This is a genomic window from Curtobacterium sp. MCBD17_028 (assembly GCF_003234875.1).
Lineage (GTDB): Bacteria > Actinomycetota > Actinomycetes > Actinomycetales > Microbacteriaceae > Curtobacterium.
In genome coordinates this window covers 43,073-68,214 of record NZ_QKTQ01000002.1, presented here as the reverse complement: position 1 = coordinate 68,214, position 25,142 = coordinate 43,073, and the positions used below count along the sequence as shown (strand labels likewise).

The following is a 25,142-nucleotide window of genomic DNA, read 5'->3' as shown; positions in this document are numbered from 1 at the left end:
CGGCGGAGGACATGTCGGCACTCGATGACGGGGTCGGCGGCGCAGGCCCGGAGCCGGGCCGGCGCCGCGCGGCGTTGCAGGCGATCGCGTACGGGCCGGACGCCACGCCCGCCGAGGCGCAGGCCGCTCGCCGGGCGCTCGATGCCCTCGACCCCGCGCCTGGCCGGCCGGTCGCCGCCGAGACGCGCGATGCTCGACCGACCGGCGCCGACCGGACCGACTCGATGCCGATGGCTGCCGACCGGGTCCCGTCCGGTGCGGGCGCCGCTGCCCCCGCACCGCCCGACCCGACCTCGGCCCGGGCGAGCGACGTCGCACCGGTGACCGCGCTCGACGACGGGCGGTCCAGCGGCTCCGGCTCCGGTCGCGCGCCGAGGCGAGGAGCGTGGGGCCGCCTCCCGGTCCGGCTCCGCCGTGTCGGCCTCGTCGCGATCGTCGGCACCGCACTCGCGTCGTTCGGCGTCGGTGCACTGGTCGGGACGACGATCGACCAACAGCGGTCACGACCGTCGGTCGCGGCCGCCACGAGCGACGGGGAACGCACCCTCGCGGCGCTGCTCTCGGCGCCGCAGACGTTCGCCGACCAGATCCCGGGAGCGGTCTCGGCTCCCGTGCGGCTGCACTCCACACGCCTGGTGTTCACGAACCGCTCCCTGTCGGCGGACGACGCCCAGACGCCGTGGGACGTGTACGCGGCGGTCGGGACGAACGCGTCGCTCGTCTGCCTGCTCGCGACGGCGGACGGTCGGACGGCGAGCACGTCGTGCTTCCCCCGTGCCGACGCCCTCACCGGATCCGTCACCCTCGTGACGCAGAGCGAGAGCGGCACCCTCACCGTGCACGTCCGCGGCGGGGTCGTGTCCGGTCGTGTGCGGCCCTCGTCCTGAGCCCGCCGCCTCTCTCGTGGGCGCGACGCCTCTCTCGGGTGCGACGCCCCTCTCGTGGGCGCGACGCCTCTCTCGCCGCCCCTCTCGTCGGCGCTACGCCTCCTCGCGACGGAGCAGGGTGAGCAGGGCGTCGAGCGCAGGCACCTGACCCGCCACGAGGTCCGTCCGTGCCGCGGCGACGCTCGTCCACCGGGCGTCGTCCACCTCGGGGAACGACACCATCCGGCCCGACCCCCGCGGGAGCTCGACGAGGAAGGTCGTGCTCCGGACCGTCTCCACGACGAGGTCCGACGCGCCCGCGAACAGCGTGACGCGCTTGCCCGAGGCCTGGCGGAACGTGCCGAGTTCGACGTACGGCACGTCCGGTGCGGGGACGCCGATCTCCTCGTGGAACTCGCGCCGCGCGGCGTCGAGCGGTGTCTCGTCGAGGTACTCGCCCTTCGGGAACGACCACGCCCGTGGTCGCCGCCGCCAGAACGGGCCGGCCATGTGCGCGACGAAGACCTCGGTGTCGATCTCCGGGTCGGCGGCACCACGAGCGACCGATGCCGCGGCCGGTCGGTACAGCACGATGCCCGCGCTCGTCACCACGGCCGTCACGACCCGTCGGGACGACGTCGACGACGCACGAACGCCCAGACGACCACGACAGCGCCGAGGCCGACCACCCCCGCGCCGATCGCCAGCCGGCCCGCGTCGGCGGAGGACCGAGCGGCGGCCGCACGAGCCGCTGCCGACGCGGACGCCCGCGCCTGCGCGGACGCGCTGGCCCGTGCCTCCCGGGCCCGTGCCGCGGCCTCCGCGTACACGGCGCGGATGCGGCGTCCGGCGTCCGTGGCCATCGCTCCGGCACCCGCTGCGTTCGGATGCAGCGCCCCGGGTACGAGGTCGACGTCCCGGAGGCCGGACGAGGCGGACAGGGTGATCCCCCGGACGAACGGCCGGGTCCTCGAACACGGTGAGTGGGCGGCCGTCGCGGAGAGCATCGAGACGTAGGTCCCACCGGCCTGGTGCACGACGGCCCGCGTCGTCCGGTCGAGCCGCTGCTGCACGCCGTGGAGGTAGCGGACGTCCGTGTCCGTGAACGGGAACGCATCGCGCGGGAACGACCCGGTCAGGCTCGCGGCGTCGAGCGCGGCGCGGAAGCAACCCGCCGTTGGTGTGTGGGCGGCGTCCGGAAAGATCGTGGGGTACCCGACGACGACGAGTCGGGCGTGCGGCGCGGCCGTCCGCACCGCACGCACCGCCGACCGGATGCCACGGGTGACGGGACCCTCGACGGCCGCCGCGAGCGCGTCGGTCCCGTCGGTGACCAGGCGGCTGCGACAGTTCGGCACGTCCGCCCCCGACAGCACGGGTCCGCGTCGGGACAGGGCGACGCACGAGGACGCCGTCGCGAACAGCCCCGCGTCGTTGCCGCCGATGGACAGCGTGACGAGCCGCGTCCGGTCGCTCAGCGCGTCGACCTGCGGTGCGGCACCGTTCTGGCGTCGGGAGACGACGTCGGCGCTCGTGGCCCCCGCGCACGTCACGTCCACGAGCCGGAGGTCCAGGCTGGCCGCGATGCGGTGCGGGTAGTCCTCGGATGACTGGCCGCAGGCCGGGACCGGGTCCCCCGTCGCATGTGGCAGGCCGTAGCCGGCGGCGTAGGAGTCGCCGAGCGCGACGTACTCCGCTCCGCGCGGGGGCAGACCGTCGCGACCGGCGCGCGCACCGTGGTGCGCGGTGGAAGCGGGCACCACGGTGGCCGCCGACGCGGCCGGTCCCGCACCGGGGTCGGCGGTGCCGATGACGACGACGGACAGGGCGGCGGATGCGGCGATCACGGCCAGCGGACGGCAGAGCAGGATGGGGACCTCACCAAGCGGGGACGGGGGCGGCGGGGCGACCGATGCTACGCCTCCCGGCCCGCGTGACGATCGTGGGCGGCGGTCAGCCGACCAGTCGCCGCAGCCGACGACGGATGCGGTCGACGTCGTCGCACCCGGCCTCCTCCATCGCCTCGATCGCGCGTTCGGTGGCGGACGCGAGGGCCGCGGGGGTGGCACCGAGCGTCGCGTAGCGGTCGAGCGCGTTCGACACGGCCCGGGCGACGAAGCCCTCGTACTCGCCGAGCGACTCAGCGAGCTCGTGGAGGCCGACGAACCCGGCGACCATCAGGTGCGCCTCGAACGGGATGTCGACCTCGGGCGGGGCGTCCCCGATGTCGACCGCGCGCTGCAGCGTGGTCGCGCACAACTGGATCCACCCGACGTACGGCACCGGCAGGTCGATGTCGATGAGTTCGGCCTCGCGCTCGAGCCGCACGACGGCCCGACCGATGGGGTCCGACTGCTCCTGCATCGCGACGAAGACGGTCGACAGGGCGAGTTCGTCGAACGGGGGACGATCGGCGGCCGGCAGCGCGGCGAACACGCCCTCCTGCGTGAAGGACACGTCCATGATCGCCTGGACCATGTCGGTCTTCGACGCGAAGTGGTAGCTGACGAGGCTCTTCGCCACCTGCGCCCTGGCCGCTACCGAGGCGTAGGTCGTCGCCTGGTAGCCGCGTTCCCCGAATTCCAGGGCTGCGGCCTCGAGGATGGCGTCCCTCGTGCGTCGGCGTTGGTCCTCACGCATGCCCATGGCAGACCACCGTAGTGGCAGGAGCGATGAGGGACGCCGCCCCGGCCTGGTTCCCGTCGATTTCCCAGGACGGGCGTCCTGTGGGAGACTTCGAGCACAGGCGCGGCTCCGGCCGTGCGACGGCCGTCGAGCGGCCGGATGGACGTGCCGATGTGGGGGGACGTCCAGGGCCCGCTCGACGGTCGTCGGGGTCAGCGGCGCCCGAGTCGCCGTTCGCCGCCCGCACCGGCCTGGTACACGAGGCCGTAGTGCTGGTACAGCGTCGGTTCGACCGACGCCTCGAGCTCGCCGTCGGTGTCGATGGACGGCGCGTCCTTGACGAGCTTCTTGTCGTAGGTCACCTTGAGGTGCTTGGGCGACACGGTGGCGCCGTCGAGGGGCACGAACACGAGTCGCTGCCGACCGATCAGACCGATCTGGACGCTCGCGAACGCCGGCTGCGACGTCGCGGTGTCGAAGTAGATGCTCTCCAGGCTGCCGATCCGGTCGTCGCCGGCGTCGACGACCGGCTGCCCGATCCAGTCGCGGATGTTCTCGGCCTCGAACACGTCGTTCCTCTCCCCGCGCCGGAACGATTCGGGCGCGGTGCCGCAGACGGTAGTCCCGGTGCGGGCGTCGTGTCGCCGGTGCGCCGTGTCGCCGCTGCGCCGTGTCGCCGCTGCGCCGTGTCGTCCGTGCTCAGGGTCGCGGTCCAGGATCGGGTCGTGACGGACCGACGAGCGACCCTGCCGCGCCTGGCCGATCTCGCCCAGGGCGACGACACCGCGACGGGGACGCTCCGCGACCGTGCTCGCCGGTTCGCGGAGCTGCTCGGCATCGCTCGGCGCAACGGGCTGCTGCCGTTCGGCCGCCTCGACTTCTCGCGGTCCCCGGGAACGGCCGGTCTCCGGGTCGAGCAGGCGACCGGGTTGCGGCGCGCACTCGAGGAGGCCGGCGGCGCGTTCGTCAAGATCGGTCAGCTGCTCTCGACGCGTGACGACCTGCTGCCGGACGAGTGGCGCGCCGCCCTCGCCGATCTCCAGGAGGACGTCACCCCCGCGCCGGCCGACGCGGTCGCGGCCCTCCTCCGTGAGGAGCTCGGTGCGCCCGTCGACGAGGTGTTCGCCGCGTTCGATCCCGTCCCGGTCGCGGCCGCGTCGATCGCGCAGGTCCACCGTGCCCGCCTCCGGGACGGCCGGACCGTCGCGGTCAAGGTGCAGCGACCCGGCGTCGCGGTCGTGATCCGCCGCGACGTCGACATCGCCCTGCGGGTCACCCGGTTCCTCGCGCGCACCTCCGCCCAGGCACGTCGGCTCGGGGTCGAGGACGCCGCGGCCCAGTACGCGACGGACCTCGTGCGGCAGGTCGACTTCGGCCGCGAGGCGACGAACCTCGCCGCACTCCGCGCGACGCAGGCGCGCAGTCGTCGTGCCGCGGAACTCCACCTGCCCGAGCTCGTCGACGAGCTGAGCTCCCGCCGCGTGCTCGTCATGGAGTTCCTCGACGGTCGTACGCTCGCGACGGCCCGCGCGGACGGGGCCGACACCGCGTCGCTGGAACCACTGATGCGGACCGTGGTCCGCGCCTTCATCCGGCAGGTGGTCGTCGACGGGGTCTTCCACGCGGACCTGCACCCCGGCAACATCCTCGTCATGCCCGACGGGCGGCCGGCGCTCGTCGACTTCGGATCGGTCGGGAGGCTCGACCTCACCCTGCGCGAGACCGTCCAGGAACTGCTCGTCGCCTACCTGCAGGCCGACACGCGCGGCATCGCCGACGGGGTGCTCCGGCTCGCCCCGCTCGCCGACCCCGTGGACGAACCGGCGTTCCGACGGGACATCGCGACGTTCGTCGTCGACGAGCTCGGACCCGGAGCCCGCATCGGGATCGACACGGTCGACGCGGCCGTCGAGGTCTTCGGCCGCTACGGCATGGCGGTCCCCGCGGAGTTCGTCGCGGCCGCCCGGGCGTTCGCGATCCTCGAGGGCACGCTGCGCACCGTCACGCCCGCGTTCGACCTGCTCGAGGAGGCCCGGACGCTCGCCCGCGACCAGATCCGGGACCAGGTGACCCCCGCCGGGGTCCGGGACCTCCTCGTCCGTGAGGCACTCGCGGTGCTGCCCGGACTCCGGCGCCTGCCCCGCCGCGTCGACCGCATCGGGGAAGCCCTCGAGACCGGTCACCTCAACGTGAACGTGCGTGTGCTCGCCGACCGACGCGACCGACGCCTGGTCGCCGGTCTGGTCCGTCGAACGGTCTGGACGGTGCTCGGGGCGCTCGCGGGCATCACGGCGGTCGTGTTCCTGGCGGTCCCGCGACCCGTCCACCCCGGCGCGCTGACCCCGGCGGCGGCGGGCTGGGTGCTCGTGGTGGTCGCCGTGGTGTCCCTCGGCGCGACCGCGATCGACGCGGCGCTGGCTCGGCGTCGCGAGTGACGCCGGCCGGATTCACCCCGCGAGGGACCGGTACCAGTCGCGGTCCTCGGCGTCGAGCTCGAGCGTGCCGAGTGGCTCCGGGTCGGCGACGTCGAACCACGCGTCGTCGAGCAGCATCGCGAGTTGGTGGGAGCTGAGGCCCCGACCGGCGGCGCGATCGCGGAACTCCTCCACGGACACGACCGGGGGCAGGGAGCGGCCGAGCACCTCGGCGGCGGTGACCACGACCTCGCCCGCGGCCACGGGCGGATCGGTGTGGACGGGGACGACGCCCGATGCGCGCGTGAGGGCGGCGGCCGCGATGCGGCGGCCGAGTGTCCGGACGTGCACGACGCTCACCCGCGCCGCGGTGTCCGGAACCGCCCCCACGGCCGTGACGAGGCGCAGCGCCGACGGGAACACCCATCGGTCCCCCACCCCGTGGACGACGTTCGGGCGGACGACGGCTCCGCCAGCTCCGAGGACCAACCGCTCCGCCTCCGCACGGCTCACGGAGGTCGCGGACTCGGGCGTCGCACCCGGACGCGGACCGCCCCGGTGCGGCCCGGAGCCGAACACCGCCGCGGTGGACACCAGGACCACGCGCGCTCCTGCCTCGGCCGCCGCCTCGACGACGATGCGCGTGCCGTCCACGTTCGTGCGGCGGACGGCGTCGTCGTCCCCGCCGATCGCGACCGCGCTGTGCACGACGGTCTGCACACCCGCGACCAGGCGGGCCACGGCCTCCGGGTCGAGCAGGTCCCCGGACACCGGGGAGAAGGCGGCGTTCTCGGGCACCGCACGACGCACGAGACCGCGGACCGGCACGGCCTCCGCCACGAGCGCGTCGACGACGCGTCGCCCGATGAACCCGAGCGGACCGGTCACCGCGACAGGTGTCGAGGAGGACAGCGAGGAGGACATTTCGGGGGACGATTGCACGCTGGGGGCCATCCATTCATGTCGAGGGGTGTCGTGCGGACGGTAACAGGACCTGAGCGTGGCTACCATGTCGGAGCGGCCGTCGGGGCCGTTGGGAGTCGGAGGGGACACCATGGCCCAGCAGGAGCGCGCCGTCGTCACGCGCGACAAGATCGTCCGGAGCGCCGCGACGATCTTCGAGCAGCGCGGGTACGCGAACGCGTCGCTCGACGTCGTCGCCTCGGAGGCGGGCGTCACCAAGGGTGCGCTCTACCACCACTTCAAGTCGAAGGAGGAGGTGGCGAACGCGGTCATCGAGCTGCAGTACGAGATCGCGCAGTCGTACGGCGAGCGGGTGTTCCTGCTCGGACGCACCGCGCTCGAGCGGATGATGTGGATGTCGCAGACCTTCGCCCAGCAGATGAAGGACGAGGTCGTCGTGTCCGCCGGGGTGCGGCTCACCACCGAGGCCGGCGGCAACGGTCTCGAGCGCGAGGCGCCGTACGCGGGCTGGATCCACACGGTCGAGGGGCTCATCGCGGCGGCGGTCGAGGAGGGCGACATCCGCGCCGACGTGGACCCCACGCGCCTGGCGGCGTTCCTCATCCCCGCGTACACGGGCGTGCAGCTCGTCTCGGACATCCTGCACAGCCGCGAGGACCTCTTCCAGCAGCTCGAGAACATGTGGACGATGTTGCTCATCCCGGCGCTCGTGCCGGCCGAGCGGCAGCCGCTCGTGGCGGACCTCCCGGCCCGCATCATGCGTTCGGCGGTCTGACCGCACGCCCCACGGCACCGCTCCGTCGGGCGGTGCGGCTCGGCCGGCGGTGCGACGAGGCCGGGCAGTGCCGCTCAGCTGGGCAGTGCGACTCAGCAGGGGCAGTGCGACTCAGCCGGGGAAGGCGGAGGCGCGGACGCGCGACACGACGACGCCGTCCTGGCACAGGACCGCGACCTCGGTGCCGTCCTCGCGCTCGAGCGTGATGGTCACGGGACTCGTGAGCTCCGCGTGGGCGAGGAACTCGACCGTGACCTCGCGGGGCGTGTGCGTCGGATCGTCCGCGTGGGCGCGGAAGGCCTGCAGCGCGGCCTCGAGCACGACCATGCCCGGCACGTGGTCGAGCGGGTGGTCGAAGTACACCGGGTTCGTGGCGTCGAGCGAGAGCTCGAACGCGTCGCTGCCCGCGGCACCGGACAGCAGGACGAAGTCCGGCGTCGGCGCGCCCACCAGCCCGTGCGCGGCCGGACTCGGGCGAGGCGGCAGGCGATCGACGTCCGCTGAGGACGGCGCGCCCTCGCGCATCCGGCGGTACACGGGTCCGGGGATGGTGCGGGCACGACCGCCCCCGCGGGCGAGGACGTGGTCGCCGTCGCGGACCGTGAGCATCGAGTCGTAGGACGCGGCGACGCCCTTGCGCTCGACGAGCTCCGAGACCACGACGTCGATGGTCGGCGATCCGGGGCGGTCGGAGCGGCGGACCGCGTCGTCGGCGACCTCGACGCGCATCGACTCCATCACGAACGCCTGTCCGAACGGCACCCCGAGGTGCAGGTGCGCGAGTGCGATCGCGGTCTGACGGAGCGTCTCGAGCGCGAGCGCGGGTCCGACGGCGACGTCGTCCGTGCCCCACGGTCCGAAGTACGCGTGCCGCCTCGGCCAGTGCACGTCCGCCACGAAGGTGCTGTCGCTCGTCCGCTCGAGCGCAGTGAGCAGCACCTCCGTCAGCTGACGGCGGTGCACCAGGGCTCCCGGGAGGAGATGCGCGTGAGGGGACAGGTCGGTCTCTCGGGTTCGCGTACTGGACGTACGTTCGGTGGCGGTCATGAGCATCGTATGGGGCAGCGGTCCGTCGCGACACCACCCGTTCCACACGGTCGCGCCGCCCCGACGGCGACGTGCACCTCGCGCGGGGTACACGACGTGTGTCGTGCGGCACCACGCCCTCGCCGCCGTGCTGCCCGCGCGCCCGGAGTGCCGCGGATCGCGAGGAGCGGGGCGTCCCGCCGTCCGGGGTCCGCGCCTGCCCGGTCGACGGGCCGAGCGGTACACGGGGACAGGCTGCGTCCCCCGTTTTGGGGTCGAACCCCCGTCCTCCCCGAGCGCCGCCGGACCGACACCCCCGGAGTGGGGCCAAGAAGCATACCCAACAGTACGGTTTTGCCGTTACGCTGCTGGTGATCGGACGGAACGGCGCCGGTGTCGTGGTCTCAGGGGTGGTACCGGCGTCGTCCCCGTCCACCGCCGACCGACCCGGAGCCGACATGACCACAGCGCGCGTCACCGCACCGCGGAGCAGCACGATGCTCCTCGGTGGCACCGCGCTGGTGGTGGGCGCCCTGCTCAGCGTCATCGCCCAGCTCGCCGGTCCCACCGGCGGTCCCACCGGACCGTCCGGTCAGGCGTCGTTCGCGATGCTCGGTGGTGCCGCGACCTTCATGGCCGCGTTCGTGCTCGGGTTCGGCGACGGCGGCGCATGGGACGCCGTCCGTGGATCGTGGATCGGGCGGGTCTCGTTCGCCGTGTTCGGCGGCGCCGGCCTCCTGGTCGGGGTCGTGCCGCTGCTGCCCTCGCCGCCGATCGCGTCGGCCGGGGTCGTGGAGGCCGGCCTCATGGTGACGGCGGGAGCCGCGGCGGTGACAGCCGCCGTCGTCGTGCGGAGGGTCGCTGCGACACCACGCCGCATCTCGGTCGTCGTCGCCGCGATCGGCGCCGCCACCGCGGCGTCCGGACTCCTCGCGCTCGCGCCGTCCACGGGGCACCTCGCTCCGTTCGCCGCGGTCGCCGCAGGGTTGCTCCAGGCCGCGGTCGGCGCTGTCGTCCTCCGGCAGCGCCGACGGAAGGGTCGGCCCGTGCCGTGAGCCAGACCTCCAGCGTCGGTCATGCACGCGCTCCTGGTGGATGCATCCCCCCTGCACCCGTCGGGACCGCGATCGACACTGGACCAGCCCGCCACCAGGCGGGCCCACGGGGCGACCGAGCCGTGTTCGGGTCATGGCGCGATCGTCCGCGTGGACGCCCCGTCGCACATCGCGACGCCGGGCACCGGAGGGTCCGGGTGCGTTCGGGTCACGCCCGGACCCTCTCCACGCTCGTCCATTCGGGTCGCGGGCGGCGTCGGCCGGGAGGCGCGGCATGGGTCGCCGAGGAGTGGTCTCCGACCGTCGTCAGATCCCGCCAGCCGCGGTCAGATGACGCCACCGGCCGCGTCGGTCGCGCCCGCGGTCACTCCGGCACCCTCCCAGGCAACGCAGGTCCACCCGTCGTCCGGTGACCCCTGGAGCTCGACGACACCCGTGTTGCCGAGGACGTGATCGGCCACGAACGCGAGGTCCACGTTGTCCACCCGGAGGCCGACCCACGCCCGGATGGCCGCGCCCGAGCTCACGGCGACCACGACCTCGTCGCCGGCGGTCGCGATGCGCTCCACTGCACCGTCGAATCGGTCGAGGAAGGCGCGGCCCGTGATGGTGCCGGGCATCGCACGGTCGAGGTTCCCCGCGACCCACGCACCGATCGTGCCGTGGTACCGCTCGACGGCGGCACGGTCGTCGTGACCCTCGAGCTCACCCGCCTCGATCTCGAGCAGGCCCGGGAGTTCCACCGCGACCAGGTCACGCCCCTGGAGGAGCGGGGCCGCGGTCTGGTGCGTCCGGACGAGCGGTGAGACGTAGACGGCGTCCAGCCGGCGGCTCACGAACGATGCCGCGAGGGCGTCGGCCTGCTCGCGTCCCGTCGGGGTGAGGTCCGGACCCGGGACGCGGGTCTCGAGGCGCTTGGCGACGTTCGTGGGGGTCTCCCCATGGCGGATCAGGAACAGCTGCACGAGGGACAGCGTAGGGAAGCGGCGGCGCGCGGTGCGCGCCGCCGCTTCCGCGTGTCGGCGCCGGAGGACCTCCCGGCGCCGTGCTCCCCGCCGCGCGCGGCCGCCTCGGGCCCGGTCGCGATCAGCGGTGTCGTGGTCGGTCGACGTCGTCGTCAGAGCCGAAGTGCATGCGAGGGAGCGGGCGCGTCGACGCCGTACTCCCAGCCGTCGTAGTCACCGTGGTGGTGACGGGCCAGGTCGGTGAAGAACCGCCGGGCGTCGGACACCGTGCGTTCGTCGATCACGGAGACGGTGCGGACCGCGATCACGGCCCATCCGTCCTCACCGACGGCCCGGCCGAGGCGACGGATGCCCCATCCGGACTCGCGCATGCGGTCGGCCGCTGCTCGGGCGTCCCGCTCCGTGTCGCAGTACCAGAAGTGCAACCACGGTCGTGCCGTGGTGACCGCGCCCGACACGGTCGCGAGCGACGCGCGGTCAGCGGCGGTGAGGAGCGCCTCCCCCGCGCTGCCGCTCGTGCGCCGACCGAACTCCCAGATCTTCCCCATGGCCGTCATACAACCATGCGTGAGCATGGTTCAGGAAAAGGATACTCGGTATGCTTTCTCGGTCCCCGTGTTTCCGCCGGAGTCGGCCTTCCTGGACTCCGTCCGGCAATTCGATTCCCAGCCGTTTCCGAGCGGAGTGGAACGGACGCCCTGCCGTGCACATCGCTTGCGGGAGCGCCGTCGCGTCGGGGGTCCGCCGTACCGTGCGAGGGTGACGAACGACGAGGCGATCGACGACCGTGGCCACGGGACCGCCGCGCGACGCTCGCGGATCACACGGGCGGCCGCCTGTGCGGGTCCGGCGTGCGGCTCGTCCTGCCGCCGCCCGGTCCCTCCGGACGCGCCCGTCGCGCTCTGCGCGCAGCACCTGGCCGTGGCGGCCGAGTGGGCCGGCGCCACGGGCGGTGTCGACGACGTCCTCCCCGCGCCGTGCGCCGCCTGCGGAGCACGGACCGGCGTGCGGTATCCGTCTGGGTGGGTCTGCGGGGTGTGCGAGTGGCGCGTCGGGGCGGTGCCCGACGGCGAGGCACGTCCGCCACGCGTCGACGTCGTCTACTACATCCGCTTCGAGGAGCGCATCAAGATCGGCACCTCCGCCAACCCCCGCCAGCGGCTCGCCCGGCTCTGGCACGAGGAACTCCTCGGGTTCGAACGGGGTGGGCGCGCCCTGGAACGCGCCCGACACCACCAGTTCGCGCACCTGCGGTACCCCGGGTCGGAGTGGTTCAGGATCGAGGACGACCTCCGCCAGCACGTCGGCCGCGTGACGGACGGCCAGCCGGCGCCGTGGGACCTCTACACGCGCTGGGTGAGCGAGGCCGTCGCGCTCCGGACCTGATCTCGGGCCCCGTGCGGACCGTGCCCGGTGTCAGTCGCGCAGGTAGGCGTCGACGAGCAGGTCCCCGCGCACCGCCCGCAGTTCGTCCACGAGCCGGGCGAGCGTCCGCCGGGACCACCCGCCGGCCTCGATGTCGTGCGGCCCGAGTGCCGGGAGCCGTCCGGTCCGGATGCGGATGACCTCCCACCCCGCGGCTCGGAGGGCACGGTCCTTCCGGCGGTCGGCGTCCTCACGGCGGCCCACGTGCTCGAGACCGTGGCGTCCCGTCGAGTCGTACTCGATCGCGACGCGGAGCTCCGGGAGCACGACGTCGGGCCACGCCTCGAGGTGGTCGAAGAATGGTCGGGCGAGACGCACCGCGTTGTCGCCCTCGGTGTGCTCGAGCCGCGCGCGGAGGTCGGCACGCAGCTGCGCCTCCACCGCGGACGCCGGGCGCGGGGCGCACGCACTGCGGAACGGGGTCCCCGCCGGGAGGTCGGGGGTCCGGGTGCAGACGTCCCGGCCACGACGTGTGGGTCGAGTCGGACGCGTCGCGAGCGGAGCGGGCGCACGTGGTGCGTCGGATGCCGGCCCGGTGACCCCGCCCCGACCCGTGGCCGGCACCACGGCGGGGTGCAGCAGGGTCAGCGGTCCGCGGGGTCGGGCTTGCGCGGCACACTCGGGACACCACGAGGACCGCCGGCGCTCGCGGCGGGGACGGGACCGCTGTTCGCTCGGTGTGGCGACGAACACGTGGCCGGCGTCACACTCCCAACACAGGAAGACGTCGGCGGCGGGCGGGATCTGGCTGAGGACGATGCCGCTGTTGCGGTCGGGGTGGTACTGGCGCACGAGGACCGGGAAGGAACGCCATGCCTCGCGGAACTCACCGACGGCGTAGGGCACCTCGCGCCCGCGCGACCACTGCCGTCGCGCCCACCACACACCCACCGGTTCGGCCACGGACTGCAGCGTAGGGAGCACCACCGTCACCGGCGGCCGCGCACGATCAGGAGCGCACGAGCCGCGCGATCGCCGCCGATGCCTCTCGGATGCGTTCGTCCGCGGCATCGCCGCCCTCCGCGATGGCGTCGGCGACGCAGTGCGCGAGGTGGTCGTCGAGCAGTCCGAGGGCGACCGACTGCAGGGCCTTCGTCATCGCGGAGACCTGGGTCAGGATGTCGATGCAGTACTGCTCCTCGTCGACCATCCGCTGCAGGCCGCGCGCCTGCCCCTCGATGCGCCGGAGCCGTTTCAGGTAGTCGTCCTTCGCGGAGATGTACCCGTGGTGGTGCGTGGTCTCGTCGGTCATGCCGTGCCTCCCGGTCGGTGGCGGTATCGTGGTGCGGTACCCCGCCAGGGTATCGCGATGACCGAGGGAGACGAGCATGACCGAGCCGACGACGACCGACTACCGGATCAGCGGGATGACCTGCGAGCACTGCGTCATGAGCGTCGACGAGGCGTTCCGCGAGCTCCCGGGCGTCCTCGGCGTCGTGGTGGACCTGCAGGTCGGCGGGATCTCGACCGCGACGGTCACGAGCGAGCGTCCGCTCGGCGACGCCGAGGTCGCGGCCGCCGTCGACGACGCGGGGTACGCGCTGGCGGAGGCATGAGCGACACCGCCGCACCGGTCGACCTCGCGATCGAGGGCATGACCTGCGCATCGTGCGCGAACCGCATCGAACGCAAGCTCAACAAGCTGCCCGGCGTGGCGGCGAGCGTCAACTACGCGACCGAGACCGCCACGGTCCTCCTCCCGCCGGAGATCGGGGTCCCCGACGCGATCCGGACGGTCGAGGCCGCCGGGTACCACGCGCACCTGCCCGAACCGGACGTCGAGGAACGGGACCCCGCCCTCCCCCTGCGCCGCCGACTCGCTGTCTCCGCCGCGCTCGCCCTGCCCGTGGTCGCGCTGTCGATGGTGCCCGTCCTGCGGTTCCCCGGGTCGACCTGGGTCGCGCTCGTGCTGGCGCTCCCGATCGCGGCGTGGGGCGCATGGCCGTTCCACCGGTCGGCGGTCGTGAACGCTCGACACGGCGCCGCGACGATGGACACGCTCGTGTCGCTCGGGGTGACCGCCTCCCTGCTCTGGTCGGTCTGGTCCCTGGTGGCCGATCTCGCCGGCCGGGACGGGGCCGGGACGCACTCCTACGCCGAGGTGGCCGCGGTCGTGACCGTGTTCCTGCTCGCCGGCCGCGTGGCCGAGCTCCGGGCCCGTCGTCGCTCGGGGGCCGCGCTGCGGGCGCTCCTCGACCTCGGCGCCCCGACCGCCCGCCTGCTGCGCGACGGTCGGGAGGTCGAGGTGCCCACCACGGCGCTCCGCGTCGACGACCGGTTCGTCGTCCGTCCCGGCGACCGGATCGCCACCGACGGTGTCGTCGTCGAGGGGACCTCCGCCGTCGACACGAGCATCATGACGGGCGAGTCCGTGCCCGTCGAGGTCGCGGTCGGTGACGCCGTGACCGGCTCCACCGTGAACGTCGGCGGGGCCCTGGTCGTCGCCGCGACGAGCATCGGCGCCGACACCGAGGTCGCGCGGATCGGTCGCCTCCTCGTCCGCGCCCAGACGGGGAAGGCGTCCGTGCAACGGCTCGCCGACCGGGTCTCCGCGGTGTTCGTCCCCGTCGTGATCGGCCTGGCGCTCGTCGCGCTCGTCGGCTGGCTCGCCATGGGGGCCGGAACCGGTCCGGCGGTCGCCGCCGGCGTCGCGACGCTCGTGATCGCCTGTCCCTGTGCCCTCGGTCTCGCCACGCCCACGGCGTTGCTCGTCGGGACCGGCCGTGGATCGCAGCTCGGGGTGCTCATCACGGGCCCGCAGGTGCTCGAGGTCACCCGGCGCGTCGACACCGTCGTGCTCGACAAGACCGGCACCGTCACCACCGGTCGCATGCAGGTCCGGGAAGTCGTGCTCGCGCCCGGCACGGGGACCGACGAGGAGACCGTGCTCGCCCTGGCCGCCGCCGTGGAACGTCGGTCGGAACACCCGGTCGCGCGCGCGCTCGTGGAGCGCGCGGGTCACGACACCGCTGCGGCCGTCTCGGCCTTCCGCTCCACCGCGGGATCCGGCGTCGAGGCCGTGGTCGACGGCGCCGTGGTCCGCGTGGGTCGTCCAGCGTGGGTCACGGGGCTCGGAGCGACACCCCTGCCGGCAGCACTCGTGGCCGGCGTCGAACGGGCGACCGCGACCGGGCGGACCGTCGTGGCGGTCGCACGCGACGGCCGCGTCCTCGGCCTGGTGTTCGTCGCCGACGCGGTCCGCCCGACGAGTCGCGCCGCGGTCGAGCGGTTGCGACGCATGGGTCTCCGGACGGTCCTGCTCAGCGGCGACGGGCAGGAGGTCGCCCGTGCCGTCGCCACCGAGGTCGGCATCGACGAGGTGGTCGCCGAGGTGCGACCCGAGGACAAGCACCGCGCCGTGACCGACCTGCAACGCGCCGGGGCGGTCGTCGCCATGGTCGGGGACGGTGTGAACGACGCGGCCGCGATCGCCGCCGCGGACCTCGGCATCGCGATGGGCACGGGGTCCGACGTGGCGATGGACGCCGCGGACGTGGTCCTGGTCCGGAGTGACCTGGCGGCCGCGGCGGATGCGATCGCCCTGAGCCGACGGACACTCCGGACGATCCGCGGCAACCTCTTCTGGGCGTTCGCGTACAACATCGCCGCGCTCCCGCTCGCCATGGCCGGGCTGCTCGACCCCATGATCGCGGGTGCCGCCATGGCTGCGTCCTCGGTGTTCGTCGTCGGCAACAGTCTGCGGCTCCGCCGGTTCCGTCCCGCCTGACCGTCCGGAGCGGCGGCGGACGACGGGGCACCCGCGGACGACAATGGACCTGGCGCACGAGGGTCGAGGGCCCCTCGTGCCGGAGGGGGAACAGTGGACACGACCGATCACGTCGACGAGCCGGGCGACCAGGCCGACGCGCTGCGGGCCTCCCGGTCGAGGCGGCGGCAGCGTCCGCTGCTCGTCGCGGTGGGCGTCGTCGTCGGGCTCGTCGCGGTGGGCATCGGGGTCGGCGTCACCCACGGTGGTCCGGCCACGCCCGCGACGACCCCCACCGCCGAGGCACGCCGCATCACCCCGACGCCCGCGCCGACACCCACCCTCGCGGCCGTGCCACCGCCGGTCGGTCCCCAGGCGCTCGCGGCGCTGCCGTTGGCGTACTACGACGCCGTCATCCCCGGCCTGCTCGACGGCACCACGGCCCACCCCGCGAACCAGTGGGAGATCGCGACACCGAGGCAGGCGCTCGTGCCGCTCTACGCCAGCCCCGCCGCCGACAGCGCGCCGATCGCAGCGCTCGGCGCCACCGTGCCGACCGTCAACCGGCCAGCGGCCACGGCGGTCTGGGGACGCTCCCCCGGTGCCGACGGCGGGATGGTCCTGGTGTCCACGCCGTCCCGGAAGAGCACCCCTGGCACGAACGGTGTGGCCACCGCCCCGAGCGCGACCTTCGCGTGGGCGCGGGCGGCCGACTTCACCCTGACCCGGACGGACCGGATGATCCGGGTCGACAACGCGACCTCGACGATCGCGATCGTCACCGAGAGCGGTGCGACGGCCACGAGCGAGGCCGCCCGGTTGGGCACACCGACCGATCCGACGCCCGCCGCCACCTCGACGTACATGGAGGCGGACTACGTCGACACGAGGATCGCGTACACCGAGGGCCACCCGATCGCCCTGACCGGGGCGCACTCCGCCCTGCTTCCCGGGTACGGGGGGAACTCCGCCCTGACGGCGCTGCACTACTACCCGGACCCCACGGGCAGCTCCCACGGCTGCGTCCGGATCTCCGCCGCGATGACCGCCGCGCTCGCGACCCTGCCGGTGGGGACGCCGATCCAGTTCACCTGACGGCCGTGCGGGCAGCCGTCGTGCTGGTCGCCAGGGCGGGGAGCCTCAGCCGATGACCCGGCGGCGCCCGGCGAGCAGGCCGAGCCCGGCGAGCGCGACCTCGAGCACGAGCAGCACCACGAGTGCCGGTCGCCAGGAACCGACCGCGTCGTGGAGGGCGCTCACGGCGATCGGTCCGGCCGCGGCCAACAGGTACCCGACGGTCTGCGCCATCGCGGACAGCCCCGCCGCCTGTCGGTGGTGCTCGGTGCGGAGGCCGAAGAACGACAGGGCCAGCACGATGCACGCTCCACCGGACACACCGATGAGGCTGTCCCACACCGCGGCGAGGTGCGGGTCCACGAGCTGTCCCGCCATCGCCGCCACGAAGAACAGCGGGCTCACCGACGCCAGGATGCGCTGGTCCCGGAACCGTGGCAGCGCGGCGGAGCACAGGAGGCTGCCCGCGATGGCGAACGCGTTGAGGAGGAACTGGTGCACGCCCGCCGCGGCGGCGCTCACCCCGGCGGTGCGTTCGATCGTCGGCAGCCACGTGATGACGACGTAGTAGCCGACCGACTGGAGGCCCATGAACGCCGTGACCTGCCATCCGAGCGCCGAGCGCCACGGTGACCGGTGGGTCGGGTCCGGGTGCCGGACGTCGTCGAGCGCGACGTCGTCCGCGGCCGGCGGCACGACCGTCCGGGCTCGGAGCTGCGGCGCGAAGACGGCCAGCGCGACGAGCGCGAGACCCGCCCAGAGCCCGAGCGCGAGCCGCCAGCCCGAGCCGTCGGAGCCGGCGACGGGGACCGCGATCCCGGCCGCGATCGCGGCGAACGTCGACTGCACGGCGGAGTAGGCACCCGTGACCTGCCCGATGCGGTCGGGGAAGTCCCGCTTGACGAGCGCCGGCAGTTCGACGTTCACCACCGCGATCGCGACGCCGAGCAGGACGGTGCCGACCCACAGCAGCGCCGGTCCGGGCACCGAGCGGAGGACGATCCCGACCGCCAGGGCGGCCAAGGACACCCCGAGCGTGCGCTCGATCCCGAGGGCGCGTGCGATCGCGGGCGCGACCGGTGCGACGGCCGCGAACGCGAGCAACGGCAGGCTGATGAGCGCCGACGCCGTCGCCGAGGGAAGGTGCACCGATTGCTGCACGTCGGCCAGCACCGGCCCGACCGACGTGATCCCGGCGCGGAGGTTCGCGGCGACGAGCAGCAGGCCGACCAGGACGAGGCCGGGGCGGAGCACCCGTGAGGGCGAGGTGGAGCGGTGGAGCACGGCAGTGACGCTACCCCGCTCCGGCTCTCGGACGTCGGCGGGACCCCCTCCCGTTGCGCCCGGCCCGGCCGGACCGCGCCGCGCCGGACCGCGCCGGGCCGGACCGGACCGCCGGACCTGGACCGTGCCTCCCGGCGGGTGCCAGGCTGGGAGCGTGCGCCCGGACCACGGGCGCGGACGCGAAGGAGCGGACGATGACGGGTGCCAGGGTGTTGTTCATCGGCGGGAGCGGCGCGATCAGCGCCTCCTGCACGCGGGAGGCCGTGCGGCAGGGGTTCGACGTGACCGTGCTCAACCGCGGATCGAGCGACCTGCGGGCGATCCCCGACGAGGTCACCCGGCTGACCGCGGACACTGCCGATCGGGAGGCGCTGGAGGCGGCCCTCGGAGACGCGCAGTTCGATGTGGTCGTGAACTGGGTCGTGTTCACGCCGGACCAGGTCCGTCAGGACATCGAGGTGTTCGCGGGACGGACCCGCCAGTACGTCTTCATCAGTTCCGCGTCGGCCTACCAGACGCCGGCGACCCACCTGCCGATCACGGAGTCGACCCCGCTGAAGAACCCGTACTGGGAGTACTCGCGGAACAAGATCGCCTGTGAGGAGCTCCTGCTGCAGGCCTACCGGGACGACGACTTCCCGATGACCATCGTCCGACCCTCGCACACCTACGACGAGACGCTCATCCCGTTCGACGGCGGCTGGACCGTGATCGCCCGGATGCGGGCCGGCAAGCCGGTCGTCGTCCCGGGCGACGGCACCTCGCTCTGGACGATCACCCACAGCCGCGACTTCGCCGTCGGGTTCACGGGCGTCCTCGACCGCGCCGAGGCGATCGGCGAGGCGTTCCACATCACCGGCGACGAGACCCCGACGTGGAACCAGCTGTTCACCGAGGTGGCGGCCGCTGCGGGCGCGCCGGAGCCGCAACTCGTGCACGTGCCGACCGAGGCGATCCTCGCGAACGACCCGGCGTGGGGTGCGGGGGTGATCGGCGACAAGGCGAACACGATGGTGTTCGACAACGCCAAGATCCGGACGCTCGTGCCCGGGTTCGCGGCGCGCACGACGTTCCGGCAGGGCGCGCGCGAGATCGTCGCCTGGTACGACGCGCACCCCGAGCGCCAGCAGGTCGACCCCGAGAAGGACGCGCTCATGGACCGCCTCGCCGAGGCCTACGCGCCGCGGGTCGTCTGAGCGGGGACAACACCGCCCGCCTCCGCCGCGTCGCCGCGTCGGTCGACCCGCGCGGAGTCCTCGCGCAGCCGCACTGGGTCCGACCTCGCAGCGGCGCCGGGTCCACCACCACGACCACCATCTCCACCACCACGGAAGGACCCACCATGGCCACCTGGCTCATCACCGGCTGCTCGACCGGACTCGGGCGCTCGTTCGCCGGGGCCGTGCTCGCCCACGGTCACAACGCCGTCGTCACCGCGCGCGACGTGACGAAGGTCGAGGACATCGCCCGCGACCACCCCGACTCCGCGCTCGCGCTCGCGCTCGACGTCACGGACGACGCGCAGGTCACCGCCGCCGTGCGGGCCGCGGAGGACCGGTTCGGCGCCGTCGACGTCCTCGTCAACAACGCCGGGTACGGGTACCGGGCGGCGGTCGAGGAGGGCGAGGAAGGACCCGTCCAGACCCTCTTCGACACCCACGTGTTCGGGACCGTCCGCACGATCAAGGCCGTGCTGCCCGGCATGCGCGGCCGCCGATCCGGCACCATCGTGAACATCTCGTCGATCGGCGCCCGCATCTCCCCCGCCGGATCCGGCTACTACGCCGCGGTCAAGGCGGCGATGGAGGCCCTGACCCTGTCGCTCCGCGCTGAGGTCGCGCCGCTCGGCATCACCGCGATGGTGGTCGAGCCCGGTGGATTCCGGACGGACTTCGCCGGACGCTCGCTGACCCAGTCGGCCGAGCCGATCGCGGACTACGCCGAGACCGCCGGCAGACGCCGGAAGGAACACGACACCGTCCACGGCACGCAGAAGGGCGACCCGGCCAAGGCCGCGGAGGCGCTCATCACCGCCGTCGAGTCGGACGAGCCGCCGTTCATGCTCCTGCTCGGCAACGACGCGTCGGACGGCTTCCGATCCGCCCTCGACGCGCTGCGCGCGGACGCGGACACCTGGGAAGCCGTCAGCCGCAGCACCGACTTCGACGACTGACCGCCCGGCCGCGGAGGGCGGGCGTACCGTTGACGGGGTGATGCGTCCAACGATGACCACCGTCGGCGATCTCCGCGCCTCGGGCCACCAGGCCCGGAGCGTCCGCGCCGAGATCCGTGACAACCTCCTGGCCGCCCTGCGCGCCGGTCGGGATCCCTGGCCCGGCATGCACGGGTTCGAGTCGACGGTGATCCCGCAGCTCGAGCGTGCGCTCATCGCCGGTCACGACGTCGTGCTGCTCGGGGAACGTGGCCAGGGCAAGACGCGCATACTCCGGACGCTCGCCGGCCTGCTCGACGAGTGGACGCCCGTCATCGCCGGCTCCGAGCTCGGGGAGCACCCGTACGAGCCGATCACGACCGAGAGCGTGCGCCGGGCGGCGGAGCTGGGCGACGCCCTGCCGATCGAGTGGCGGCGCCGGGAGGACCGGTACGTCGAGAAGCTCGCGACGCCCGACACGAGCGTCGCGGACCTGATCGGCGACGTCGATCCGATGAAGGTCGCGGAGGGCCGCAGCCTCGGTGACCCCGAGACGATCCACTTCGGGCTCATCCCCCGCAGCCACCGCGGGATCGTGGCGATCAACGAACTCCCGGACCTCGCCGAGCGGATCCAGGTCGCGATGCTCAACGTCATGGAGGAACGCGACATTCAGATCCGCGGGTACGTGCTCCGCCTGCCGCTCGACGTGCTCGTCGTCGCGAGCGCCAACCCCGAGGACTACACGAACCGCGGGCGCATCATCACCCCGCTCAAGGACCGCTTCGGTGCCGAGATCCGCACCCACTACCCCACCGAGCTCGACGACGAGATCGCGGTCATCCGGCAGGAGGCCGAGTTCACCGCCGACGTGCCGGACGTGCTCGTCGAGATCCTGGCCCGGTTCACCCGCGCGCTGCGCGAGTCGAGCGCGGTCGACCAGCGCAGCGGCGTCAGCGCGCGGTTCGCGATCGCCGGTGCCGAGACCATCGCCGCCGCGGCGGTCCACCGCGCGACACGGCAGGGCGAGGACGAGGCCGTGGCGCGCCCGATCGACCTCGAGACCGCGGTCGACGTGCTCGGCGGCAAGATCGAGTTCGAGTCGGGCGAAGAGGACCGCGCGGACGACGTCCTCGAGCACCTGCTCCGCACGGCGACCGCCGAGACGGTGCGCGCGCACTTCCGAGGCATCGACTTCGGCGTGCTCGTCGACGCGCTCGAACGCGGCGGGATGGTCACCACGGGCGAGCAGGTGACCGCGCGGGACTTCCTGTCCGGCCTGCCGTCACTCGGCGAGTCCGACCTGTACGACCAGGTCGCCGACCGGCTCGGTGCGCACACCGACGGCGAGCGCGCCGGGGCGATCGAACTCGCGCTCGAGGGGCTGTACCTGGCCCGTCGCGTGAGCAAGGAGACCGGCGGGGGCGAAGCAGCGTATGGGATGTGAGGTCGCATGACGGGGACCAACCGGCGGCTCGCCCGCGACGCCCGGTACCGGAAGTACGCCGGCGGCCCGGACCCGCTCGCGCCGCCCGTCGACACGAGCGAGGCCATGGACGCCATCGGTCAGGACGTCATGGCCGGGTACTCACCCGAGCGCGCGATGCGGGAGTTCCTCCGCCGCGGTGGTCGTGACCAGGCCGGGCTCGACGACCTCGCCCGCCGTGTCGCCGAGCGTCGACGCGAACTGACGCGCAAGCACAACCTCGACGGCACGCTCGAGGAGATCCGCGAGCTGCTGGACCAGGCCGTCACGCAGGAGCGCGGCCAGCTGGCGCGTGACGTGGAGATGGACGACGGCGTCCGCGCCCTCGCCCAGATGCAGCTGGACAGCCTCCCGTCCTCCCCCGCCGCGGCGGTGAGCGAGCTCAGCGACTACCGGTGGCAGAGTCCGCAGGCGGCCGCGGCCTACGGGCGGATCAAGGACCTGCTCGGGCGCGAGATGCTCGACCAGCGGTTCGCCGGGATGAAGCAGGCGCTCGAGAACGCCACCGACGCCGACCGGGCCGCGATCAACGACATGCTCACCGACCTGAACGAACTGCTCGACGCGCACGCGCGGGGGGCCGACACGCCGGAGCAGTTCGAGGACTTCATGGCGAAGCACGGGGCGTTCTTCCCCGAGGCGCCGGTGGACATCGACGAACTGCTCGACGCCCTCGCCGCCCGAGCCGCGGCCGCCCAGCGCATGCGGAACTCGATGACCCGGGAGCAGCGGGACGAGCTCGACGCGCTGGCGGCCCAGGCCTTCGGCTCCCCCGACCTGATGCAGTCCCTCGCGCAACTCGACGGGAACCTCCGCGCGCTCCGTCCGGGCGAGGACTGGGGCGGGGGCGAGCGCATGGACGGCGACGAGGGTCTCGGGCTCGGCGACGGGACCGGAGTGTTCCAGGACCTGGCGGACCTCGACCAGCTCGCCGACCAGCTCGCGCAGTCGCACAACGGGTCACAGCTCGACGACCTCGACCTCGACGCGCTCCGGCGGCAGCTCGGTGAGGAGTCCGCGGTCGACGCACGGACGCTGCAGCAGCTCGAGAAGGCCCTCCGCGACACCGGGGCACTCAAGCGCGGACTCGACGGGCAGCTCCGCTTGACACCCAAGGCCATGCGACAGCTCGGCACGGCGCTGCTCCGCGACGTCGCCGCGAAGATGAGCGGCCGCACGGGAGGCCGTGACCTGCGGAGCGCTGGAGCCGCGGGCGAGCGCTCCGGCGCGACGAGGGCCTGGGCGTTCGGGGACACCGAGCCGTGGGACGTCACGCGCACGATGACGAACGCCCTGACGCGCACCGCTGGCGAGGGGCGCGCGATCGGTTCCGGCGTCCGGTTGACGATCGACGACGTCGAGGTGCAGGAGACCGAAGCGCGGACACAGGCGTGCGTGGCGCTCCTCGTCGACACGTCGTTCTCGATGGCGATGGAGGACCGCTGGATGCCGATGAAGCGCACCGCGCTGGCCCTGCACACGCTCATCACGAGTCGGTTCCGCGGCGACGACCTGCAGCTCATCGGGTTCGGGAGGACCGCCGAGGTCATGGACATCGAGCAGCTCGTGGGGCTCGACGCGCAGTGGGACAAGGGCACGAACCTGCACCACGCGCTGCTCCTGGCGAACCGGCACTTCCGGAAGCACCCGAACGCGCAACCGGTGCTGCTCATCGTGACGGACGGCGAGCCGACCTCGCACCTCGAGCCGGGCGGTGAGGTGTACTTCGCCTACCCGCCGGATCCGCTGACGATCGCCCACGCGATCCGCGAACTCGACACGTCGACGCGCCTGGGAGCGCACACGAGCTTCTTCCGTCTCGGCGACGACCCCGGGCTCGCCCGGTTCATCGAAGCCATGGCGAAGCGCGCGGGCGGGACCGTCGTCGCACCGGAGGCCGACGACCTCGGGGCCGCGGTGGTCGGGTCCTACCTCGGTTCGAGACGCGGCGGCTTCGGCGCCGCCGGGTTCGACGACGCCTTCGGCGGCGGCTGGGGGCGGGGAGACCAGGGGCGCGGCGGCTGGGACCGCTAGAACAGCGGCCAGGGCAGCGCGGGCATCGGCCCGTGCGGCGCCGGGAAGCGACCACGCGCTGCCAAGCGGGCGCACCGGCCGGCGAACGCCCCGATCTCCTCGGCGCTCAGGTACGCGATGAGCGTCTCGGCGAGGTCGCCCTCGAGCCCGGCGCGGACGCGGTCGAGACCGGCCAGCTCGTCGTCCGTCAGTTCCTCGCCCACCCAGCCCCAGAGCACGGTCCGGAGCTTGTGCTCCTGGTGGAAGGTCAACCCGTGGTCCACCCCGTGGCGATGACCGTCGGGCATCGCGAGGACGTGCGCGCCCTTCCGGTCCGCGTTGTTGACGACGACGTCGAACACGGCCATGCGCCGGAGTGCGACGGAGTCCTCGTGGACGAGGGTCACGGGTCGGCCGGTCTCGTCGTCCCCGTCGAGGACCTCGCGCCAGCCGTCGTCCGGGACCTGGTCCGAGGGGACGAGGTCGACCGGGTCCTGGTCCGGGTCGACGTCCTGCCAGAGCTGCACCATCCCCGCGCCGAGCGGGCCGTCGCGGAGCCACGTGCGCGGGACGACGTCCCATCCGAACGCCTCGGACACCAGGTAGGCCGCGACCTCGCGGTGCGCGAGGTCGCCGTCCGGGAAGTCCCACAGCGGGCGCTCCCCCGACACCGGCTTGTACACGACCGTGGTGTCGCCGATGGTCCCCAGGAAGGTGGCGTTCGAGGCGGTCGTGATGCGCCCGCTGATCTCGAGGTCCGCGGTGAGGAGGTCGGGCCCCTCGGGCATCAGCGCTCGCCGAGCACCGGGCAGACGTGCCCGTCCGGGTCCATGGGGGTGCCGCAGAACGGGCACATCGCTCGACCGGCGCCGACGACCTCGAGCGTGCGCTCGGCGAAGGCGCGCGCCGTCCCGACCGGGACGCGCACCACGAGCATCTCGGCGGGTTCGTCGGGGACGTCGTCGTCGTCCGCGGTGTCGATGGGGAACGCCTCGATCACGACCTGCGAGGTCGTCGGGTCCCACCCCAGCGTCATCGCACCGGCTCGGAACTCCGGCTCCACGGGCTGGTCGAGCGGCTCGTTGTCGACGAGCTCGACAGGTGTCCCCGAAGGGACGCTGACGGGGTTGCCCGCCGTCGTCATCAGCTGGTCGAGGATCTCGCCGATCTTCTCGGCGAGGGCAGCGGACTGTTCCTTCTCGAGGGCGACGCTGACGACCCGCGAGCCGGACCGGACCTGCAGGTAGAACGAGCGCGATCCCGGTCGGCCGACGGTGCCGACGACGACGCGATCGGGCCAGTCGAACCCGTGCACGATGGTGGGCATGCGTCCATCCTACGAGCGTCCGGTC

The 25,142-nt window shown here is 73.6% G+C and carries 25 protein-coding genes; 12 read left to right on the top strand and 13 right to left on the bottom strand.

Translation table 11 applies throughout. The features are described 5' to 3' along the window. Window positions 1-11 precede the first annotated feature (11 nt). Window positions 12-887: a hypothetical protein gene (locus DEI86_RS02665; protein ID WP_146244855.1), complete on the top strand. Its 876-nt coding sequence runs from the start codon at window positions 12-14 to the stop codon at window positions 885-887. 93 nt (window positions 888-980) lie between these two features. Here DEI86_RS02665 and DEI86_RS02660 read toward each other — a convergent pair whose 3' ends face one another. From DEI86_RS02660 to DEI86_RS02645, 4 genes are all read right to left on the bottom strand, one after another. Further along, on the bottom strand, window positions 981-1,487 hold the full coding sequence (locus DEI86_RS02660) for an NUDIX domain-containing protein (protein ID WP_258376448.1): 507 nt from the start codon (window positions 1,485-1,487) through the stop codon (window positions 981-983). Then, entirely contained in the window at window positions 1,484-2,713 is a 1,230-nt protein-coding gene (locus DEI86_RS02655; RefSeq protein ID WP_146244854.1) for an SGNH/GDSL hydrolase family protein, read from the bottom strand. Before DEI86_RS02655 ends, DEI86_RS02660 begins: the two co-directional genes overlap by 4 nt. A 106-nt stretch (window positions 2,714-2,819) precedes the next feature. Continuing rightward, a complete protein-coding gene (locus DEI86_RS02650; protein ID WP_111009018.1) occupies window positions 2,820-3,512 on the bottom strand; it encodes a TetR/AcrR family transcriptional regulator in 693 nt (230 codons plus the stop codon). A 191-nt stretch (window positions 3,513-3,703) separates the two neighbouring features. Then, the gene (locus tag DEI86_RS02645) at window positions 3,704-4,060 is read right to left on the bottom strand and encodes a PRC-barrel domain-containing protein (protein WP_111009335.1); all 357 of its coding nucleotides are present in this window, start codon (window positions 4,058-4,060) and stop codon (window positions 3,704-3,706) included. A gap of 156 nt (window positions 4,061-4,216) precedes the next feature. Between DEI86_RS02645 and DEI86_RS02640 the strand changes: the two genes are divergently transcribed. After that, a complete protein-coding gene (locus tag DEI86_RS02640) occupies window positions 4,217-5,926 on the top strand; it encodes an AarF/ABC1/UbiB kinase family protein (protein WP_181439683.1) in 1,710 nt (569 codons plus the stop codon). Between the two features lie 12 nt (window positions 5,927-5,938). On the opposite strand, the gene DEI86_RS02635 is transcribed toward DEI86_RS02640, so the two are convergent. Next, entirely contained in the window at window positions 5,939-6,793 is an 855-nt protein-coding gene (locus DEI86_RS02635; protein ID WP_181439682.1) for an NAD(P)-dependent oxidoreductase, read from the bottom strand. Between the two features lie 166 nt (window positions 6,794-6,959). Between DEI86_RS02635 and DEI86_RS02630 the strand changes: the two genes are divergently transcribed. Further along, on the top strand, window positions 6,960-7,604 hold the full coding sequence (locus DEI86_RS02630) for a ScbR family autoregulator-binding transcription factor (RefSeq protein ID WP_181434812.1): 645 nt from the start codon (window positions 6,960-6,962) through the stop codon (window positions 7,602-7,604). 111 nt (window positions 7,605-7,715) lie between these two features. On the opposite strand, the gene DEI86_RS02625 is transcribed toward DEI86_RS02630, so the two are convergent. Continuing rightward, entirely contained in the window at window positions 7,716-8,567 is an 852-nt protein-coding gene (locus tag DEI86_RS02625; RefSeq protein WP_181435094.1) for a ScbA/BarX family gamma-butyrolactone biosynthesis protein, read from the bottom strand. A gap of 521 nt (window positions 8,568-9,088) precedes the next feature. Here DEI86_RS02625 and DEI86_RS02620 point away from each other — a divergent pair. Beyond that, window positions 9,089-9,685 carry a hypothetical protein gene (locus DEI86_RS02620; RefSeq protein WP_146244853.1) on the top strand — a complete coding sequence of 199 codons (597 nt, stop codon included), beginning with the start codon at window positions 9,089-9,091 and terminating at the stop codon, window positions 9,683-9,685. 326 nt (window positions 9,686-10,011) lie between these two features. Here DEI86_RS02620 and DEI86_RS02615 read toward each other — a convergent pair whose 3' ends face one another. Both DEI86_RS02615 and DEI86_RS02610 read right to left on the bottom strand, forming a co-directional pair. Further along, complete coding sequence (locus DEI86_RS02615) at window positions 10,012-10,650, bottom strand: histidine phosphatase family protein (protein WP_111048769.1); 639 nt, start codon at window positions 10,648-10,650, stop codon at window positions 10,012-10,014. A 152-nt stretch (window positions 10,651-10,802) separates the two neighbouring features. Beyond that, window positions 10,803-11,207, bottom strand: coding sequence for a ribonuclease E inhibitor RraB (locus DEI86_RS02610; RefSeq protein ID WP_181435093.1), 405 nt, complete (start codon window positions 11,205-11,207; stop codon window positions 10,803-10,805). Between the two features lie 202 nt (window positions 11,208-11,409). Here DEI86_RS02610 and DEI86_RS02605 point away from each other — a divergent pair, with 202 nt between their 5' ends. After that, on the top strand, window positions 11,410-12,036 hold the full coding sequence (locus DEI86_RS02605) for a GIY-YIG nuclease family protein (protein ID WP_258376447.1): 627 nt from the start codon (window positions 11,410-11,412) through the stop codon (window positions 12,034-12,036). 30 nt (window positions 12,037-12,066) lie between these two features. Here the strand turns inward: DEI86_RS02605 and DEI86_RS02600 are convergent, their stop codons facing one another. Continuing rightward, window positions 12,067-12,978, bottom strand: a complete 912-nt coding sequence (locus tag DEI86_RS02600) for a zinc-ribbon domain-containing protein (protein ID WP_111048886.1) — start codon at window positions 12,976-12,978, stop codon at window positions 12,067-12,069. 46 nt (window positions 12,979-13,024) lie between these two features. After that, window positions 13,025-13,327, bottom strand: a complete 303-nt coding sequence (locus DEI86_RS02595; RefSeq protein WP_111048768.1) for a metal-sensitive transcriptional regulator — start codon at window positions 13,325-13,327, stop codon at window positions 13,025-13,027. Between the two features lie 76 nt (window positions 13,328-13,403). Here DEI86_RS02595 and DEI86_RS02590 point away from each other — a divergent pair, with 76 nt between their 5' ends. The 3 genes from DEI86_RS02590 to DEI86_RS02580 all read left to right on the top strand — a co-directional run bounded on the left by DEI86_RS02590 (window position 13,404) and on the right by DEI86_RS02580 (window position 16,876). Next, entirely contained in the window at window positions 13,404-13,631 is a 228-nt protein-coding gene (locus DEI86_RS02590; protein ID WP_111009010.1) for a heavy-metal-associated domain-containing protein, read from the top strand. Then, window positions 13,628-15,802 (top strand): cation-translocating P-type ATPase, encoded by a 2,175-nt coding sequence (locus DEI86_RS02585; RefSeq protein ID WP_111048767.1) that lies wholly within the window; start codon window positions 13,628-13,630, stop codon window positions 15,800-15,802. The genes DEI86_RS02590 and DEI86_RS02585 overlap by 4 nt, the downstream gene beginning before the upstream one ends. A gap of 93 nt (window positions 15,803-15,895) precedes the next feature. After that, on the top strand, window positions 15,896-16,876 hold the full coding sequence (locus DEI86_RS02580) for a L,D-transpeptidase family protein (protein ID WP_111048766.1): 981 nt from the start codon (window positions 15,896-15,898) through the stop codon (window positions 16,874-16,876). Between the two features lie 45 nt (window positions 16,877-16,921). On the opposite strand, the gene DEI86_RS02575 is transcribed toward DEI86_RS02580, so the two are convergent. Further along, window positions 16,922-18,139: an MFS transporter gene (locus DEI86_RS02575; protein ID WP_111009007.1), complete on the bottom strand. Its 1,218-nt coding sequence runs from the start codon at window positions 18,137-18,139 to the stop codon at window positions 16,922-16,924. A 194-nt stretch (window positions 18,140-18,333) separates the two neighbouring features. Between DEI86_RS02575 and DEI86_RS02570 the strand changes: the two genes are divergently transcribed. The 4 genes from DEI86_RS02570 to DEI86_RS02555 all read left to right on the top strand — a co-directional run bounded on the left by DEI86_RS02570 (window position 18,334) and on the right by DEI86_RS02555 (window position 23,811). Then, window positions 18,334-19,335 (top strand): SDR family oxidoreductase, encoded by a 1,002-nt coding sequence (locus DEI86_RS02570; protein ID WP_111048765.1) that lies wholly within the window; start codon window positions 18,334-18,336, stop codon window positions 19,333-19,335. Between the two features lie 146 nt (window positions 19,336-19,481). Beyond that, on the top strand, window positions 19,482-20,312 hold the full coding sequence (locus tag DEI86_RS02565; RefSeq protein WP_111009332.1) for an oxidoreductase: 831 nt from the start codon (window positions 19,482-19,484) through the stop codon (window positions 20,310-20,312). Window positions 20,313-20,352: 40 nt separating this feature from the next. Next, window positions 20,353-21,738: a magnesium chelatase gene (locus DEI86_RS02560; RefSeq protein ID WP_111009331.1), complete on the top strand. Its 1,386-nt coding sequence runs from the start codon at window positions 20,353-20,355 to the stop codon at window positions 21,736-21,738. A gap of 6 nt (window positions 21,739-21,744) precedes the next feature. Further along, window positions 21,745-23,811 carry a VWA domain-containing protein gene (locus DEI86_RS02555; RefSeq protein ID WP_111048764.1) on the top strand — a complete coding sequence of 689 codons (2,067 nt, stop codon included), beginning with the start codon at window positions 21,745-21,747 and terminating at the stop codon, window positions 23,809-23,811. Here the strand turns inward: DEI86_RS02555 and DEI86_RS02550 are convergent. Both DEI86_RS02550 and DEI86_RS02545 read right to left on the bottom strand, forming a co-directional pair. After that, window positions 23,808-24,578 (bottom strand): SCO1664 family protein, encoded by a 771-nt coding sequence (locus tag DEI86_RS02550; RefSeq protein ID WP_111009004.1) that lies wholly within the window; start codon window positions 24,576-24,578, stop codon window positions 23,808-23,810. The genes DEI86_RS02555 and DEI86_RS02550 overlap by 4 nt on opposite strands. Continuing rightward, window positions 24,578-25,117 (bottom strand): DUF3090 domain-containing protein, encoded by a 540-nt coding sequence (locus tag DEI86_RS02545; protein ID WP_111048763.1) that lies wholly within the window; start codon window positions 25,115-25,117, stop codon window positions 24,578-24,580. Before DEI86_RS02545 ends, DEI86_RS02550 begins: the two co-directional genes overlap by 1 nt. Between the last annotated feature and the right edge of the window lie 25 nt (window positions 25,118-25,142).

Bases quoted from the DNA above. Each gene is read 5' to 3' on its own strand.
- DEI86_RS02665 (WP_146244855.1), top strand. From the start codon at position 12: ATGTCGGCACTCGATGACGGGGTCGGCGGCGCAGGCCCGGAGCCGGGC.
- DEI86_RS02650 (WP_111009018.1), bottom strand. From the start codon at position 3,512: ATGGGCATGCGTGAGGACCAACGCCGACGCACGAGGGACGCCATCCTC.
- DEI86_RS02630 (WP_181434812.1), top strand. From the start codon at position 6,960: ATGGCCCAGCAGGAGCGCGCCGTCGTCACGCGCGACAAGATCGTCCGG.
- DEI86_RS02620 (WP_146244853.1), top strand. From the start codon at position 9,089: ATGACCACAGCGCGCGTCACCGCACCGCGGAGCAGCACGATGCTCCTC.
- DEI86_RS02610 (WP_181435093.1), bottom strand. From the start codon at position 11,207: ATGACGGCCATGGGGAAGATCTGGGAGTTCGGTCGGCGCACGAGCGGC.
- DEI86_RS02595 (WP_111048768.1), bottom strand. From the start codon at position 13,327: ATGACCGACGAGACCACGCACCACCACGGGTACATCTCCGCGAAGGAC.
- DEI86_RS02590 (WP_111009010.1), top strand. From the start codon at position 13,404: ATGACCGAGCCGACGACGACCGACTACCGGATCAGCGGGATGACCTGC.
- DEI86_RS02585 (WP_111048767.1), top strand. From the start codon at position 13,628: ATGAGCGACACCGCCGCACCGGTCGACCTCGCGATCGAGGGCATGACC.
- DEI86_RS02570 (WP_111048765.1), top strand. From the start codon at position 18,334: ATGACGGGTGCCAGGGTGTTGTTCATCGGCGGGAGCGGCGCGATCAGC.
- DEI86_RS02565 (WP_111009332.1), top strand. From the start codon at position 19,482: ATGGCCACCTGGCTCATCACCGGCTGCTCGACCGGACTCGGGCGCTCG.
- DEI86_RS02560 (WP_111009331.1), top strand. From the start codon at position 20,353: ATGCGTCCAACGATGACCACCGTCGGCGATCTCCGCGCCTCGGGCCAC.
- DEI86_RS02555 (WP_111048764.1), top strand. From the start codon at position 21,745: ATGACGGGGACCAACCGGCGGCTCGCCCGCGACGCCCGGTACCGGAAG.
- DEI86_RS02550 (WP_111009004.1), bottom strand. From the start codon at position 24,578: ATGCCCGAGGGGCCCGACCTCCTCACCGCGGACCTCGAGATCAGCGGG.
- DEI86_RS02545 (WP_111048763.1), bottom strand. From the start codon at position 25,117: ATGCCCACCATCGTGCACGGGTTCGACTGGCCCGATCGCGTCGTCGTC.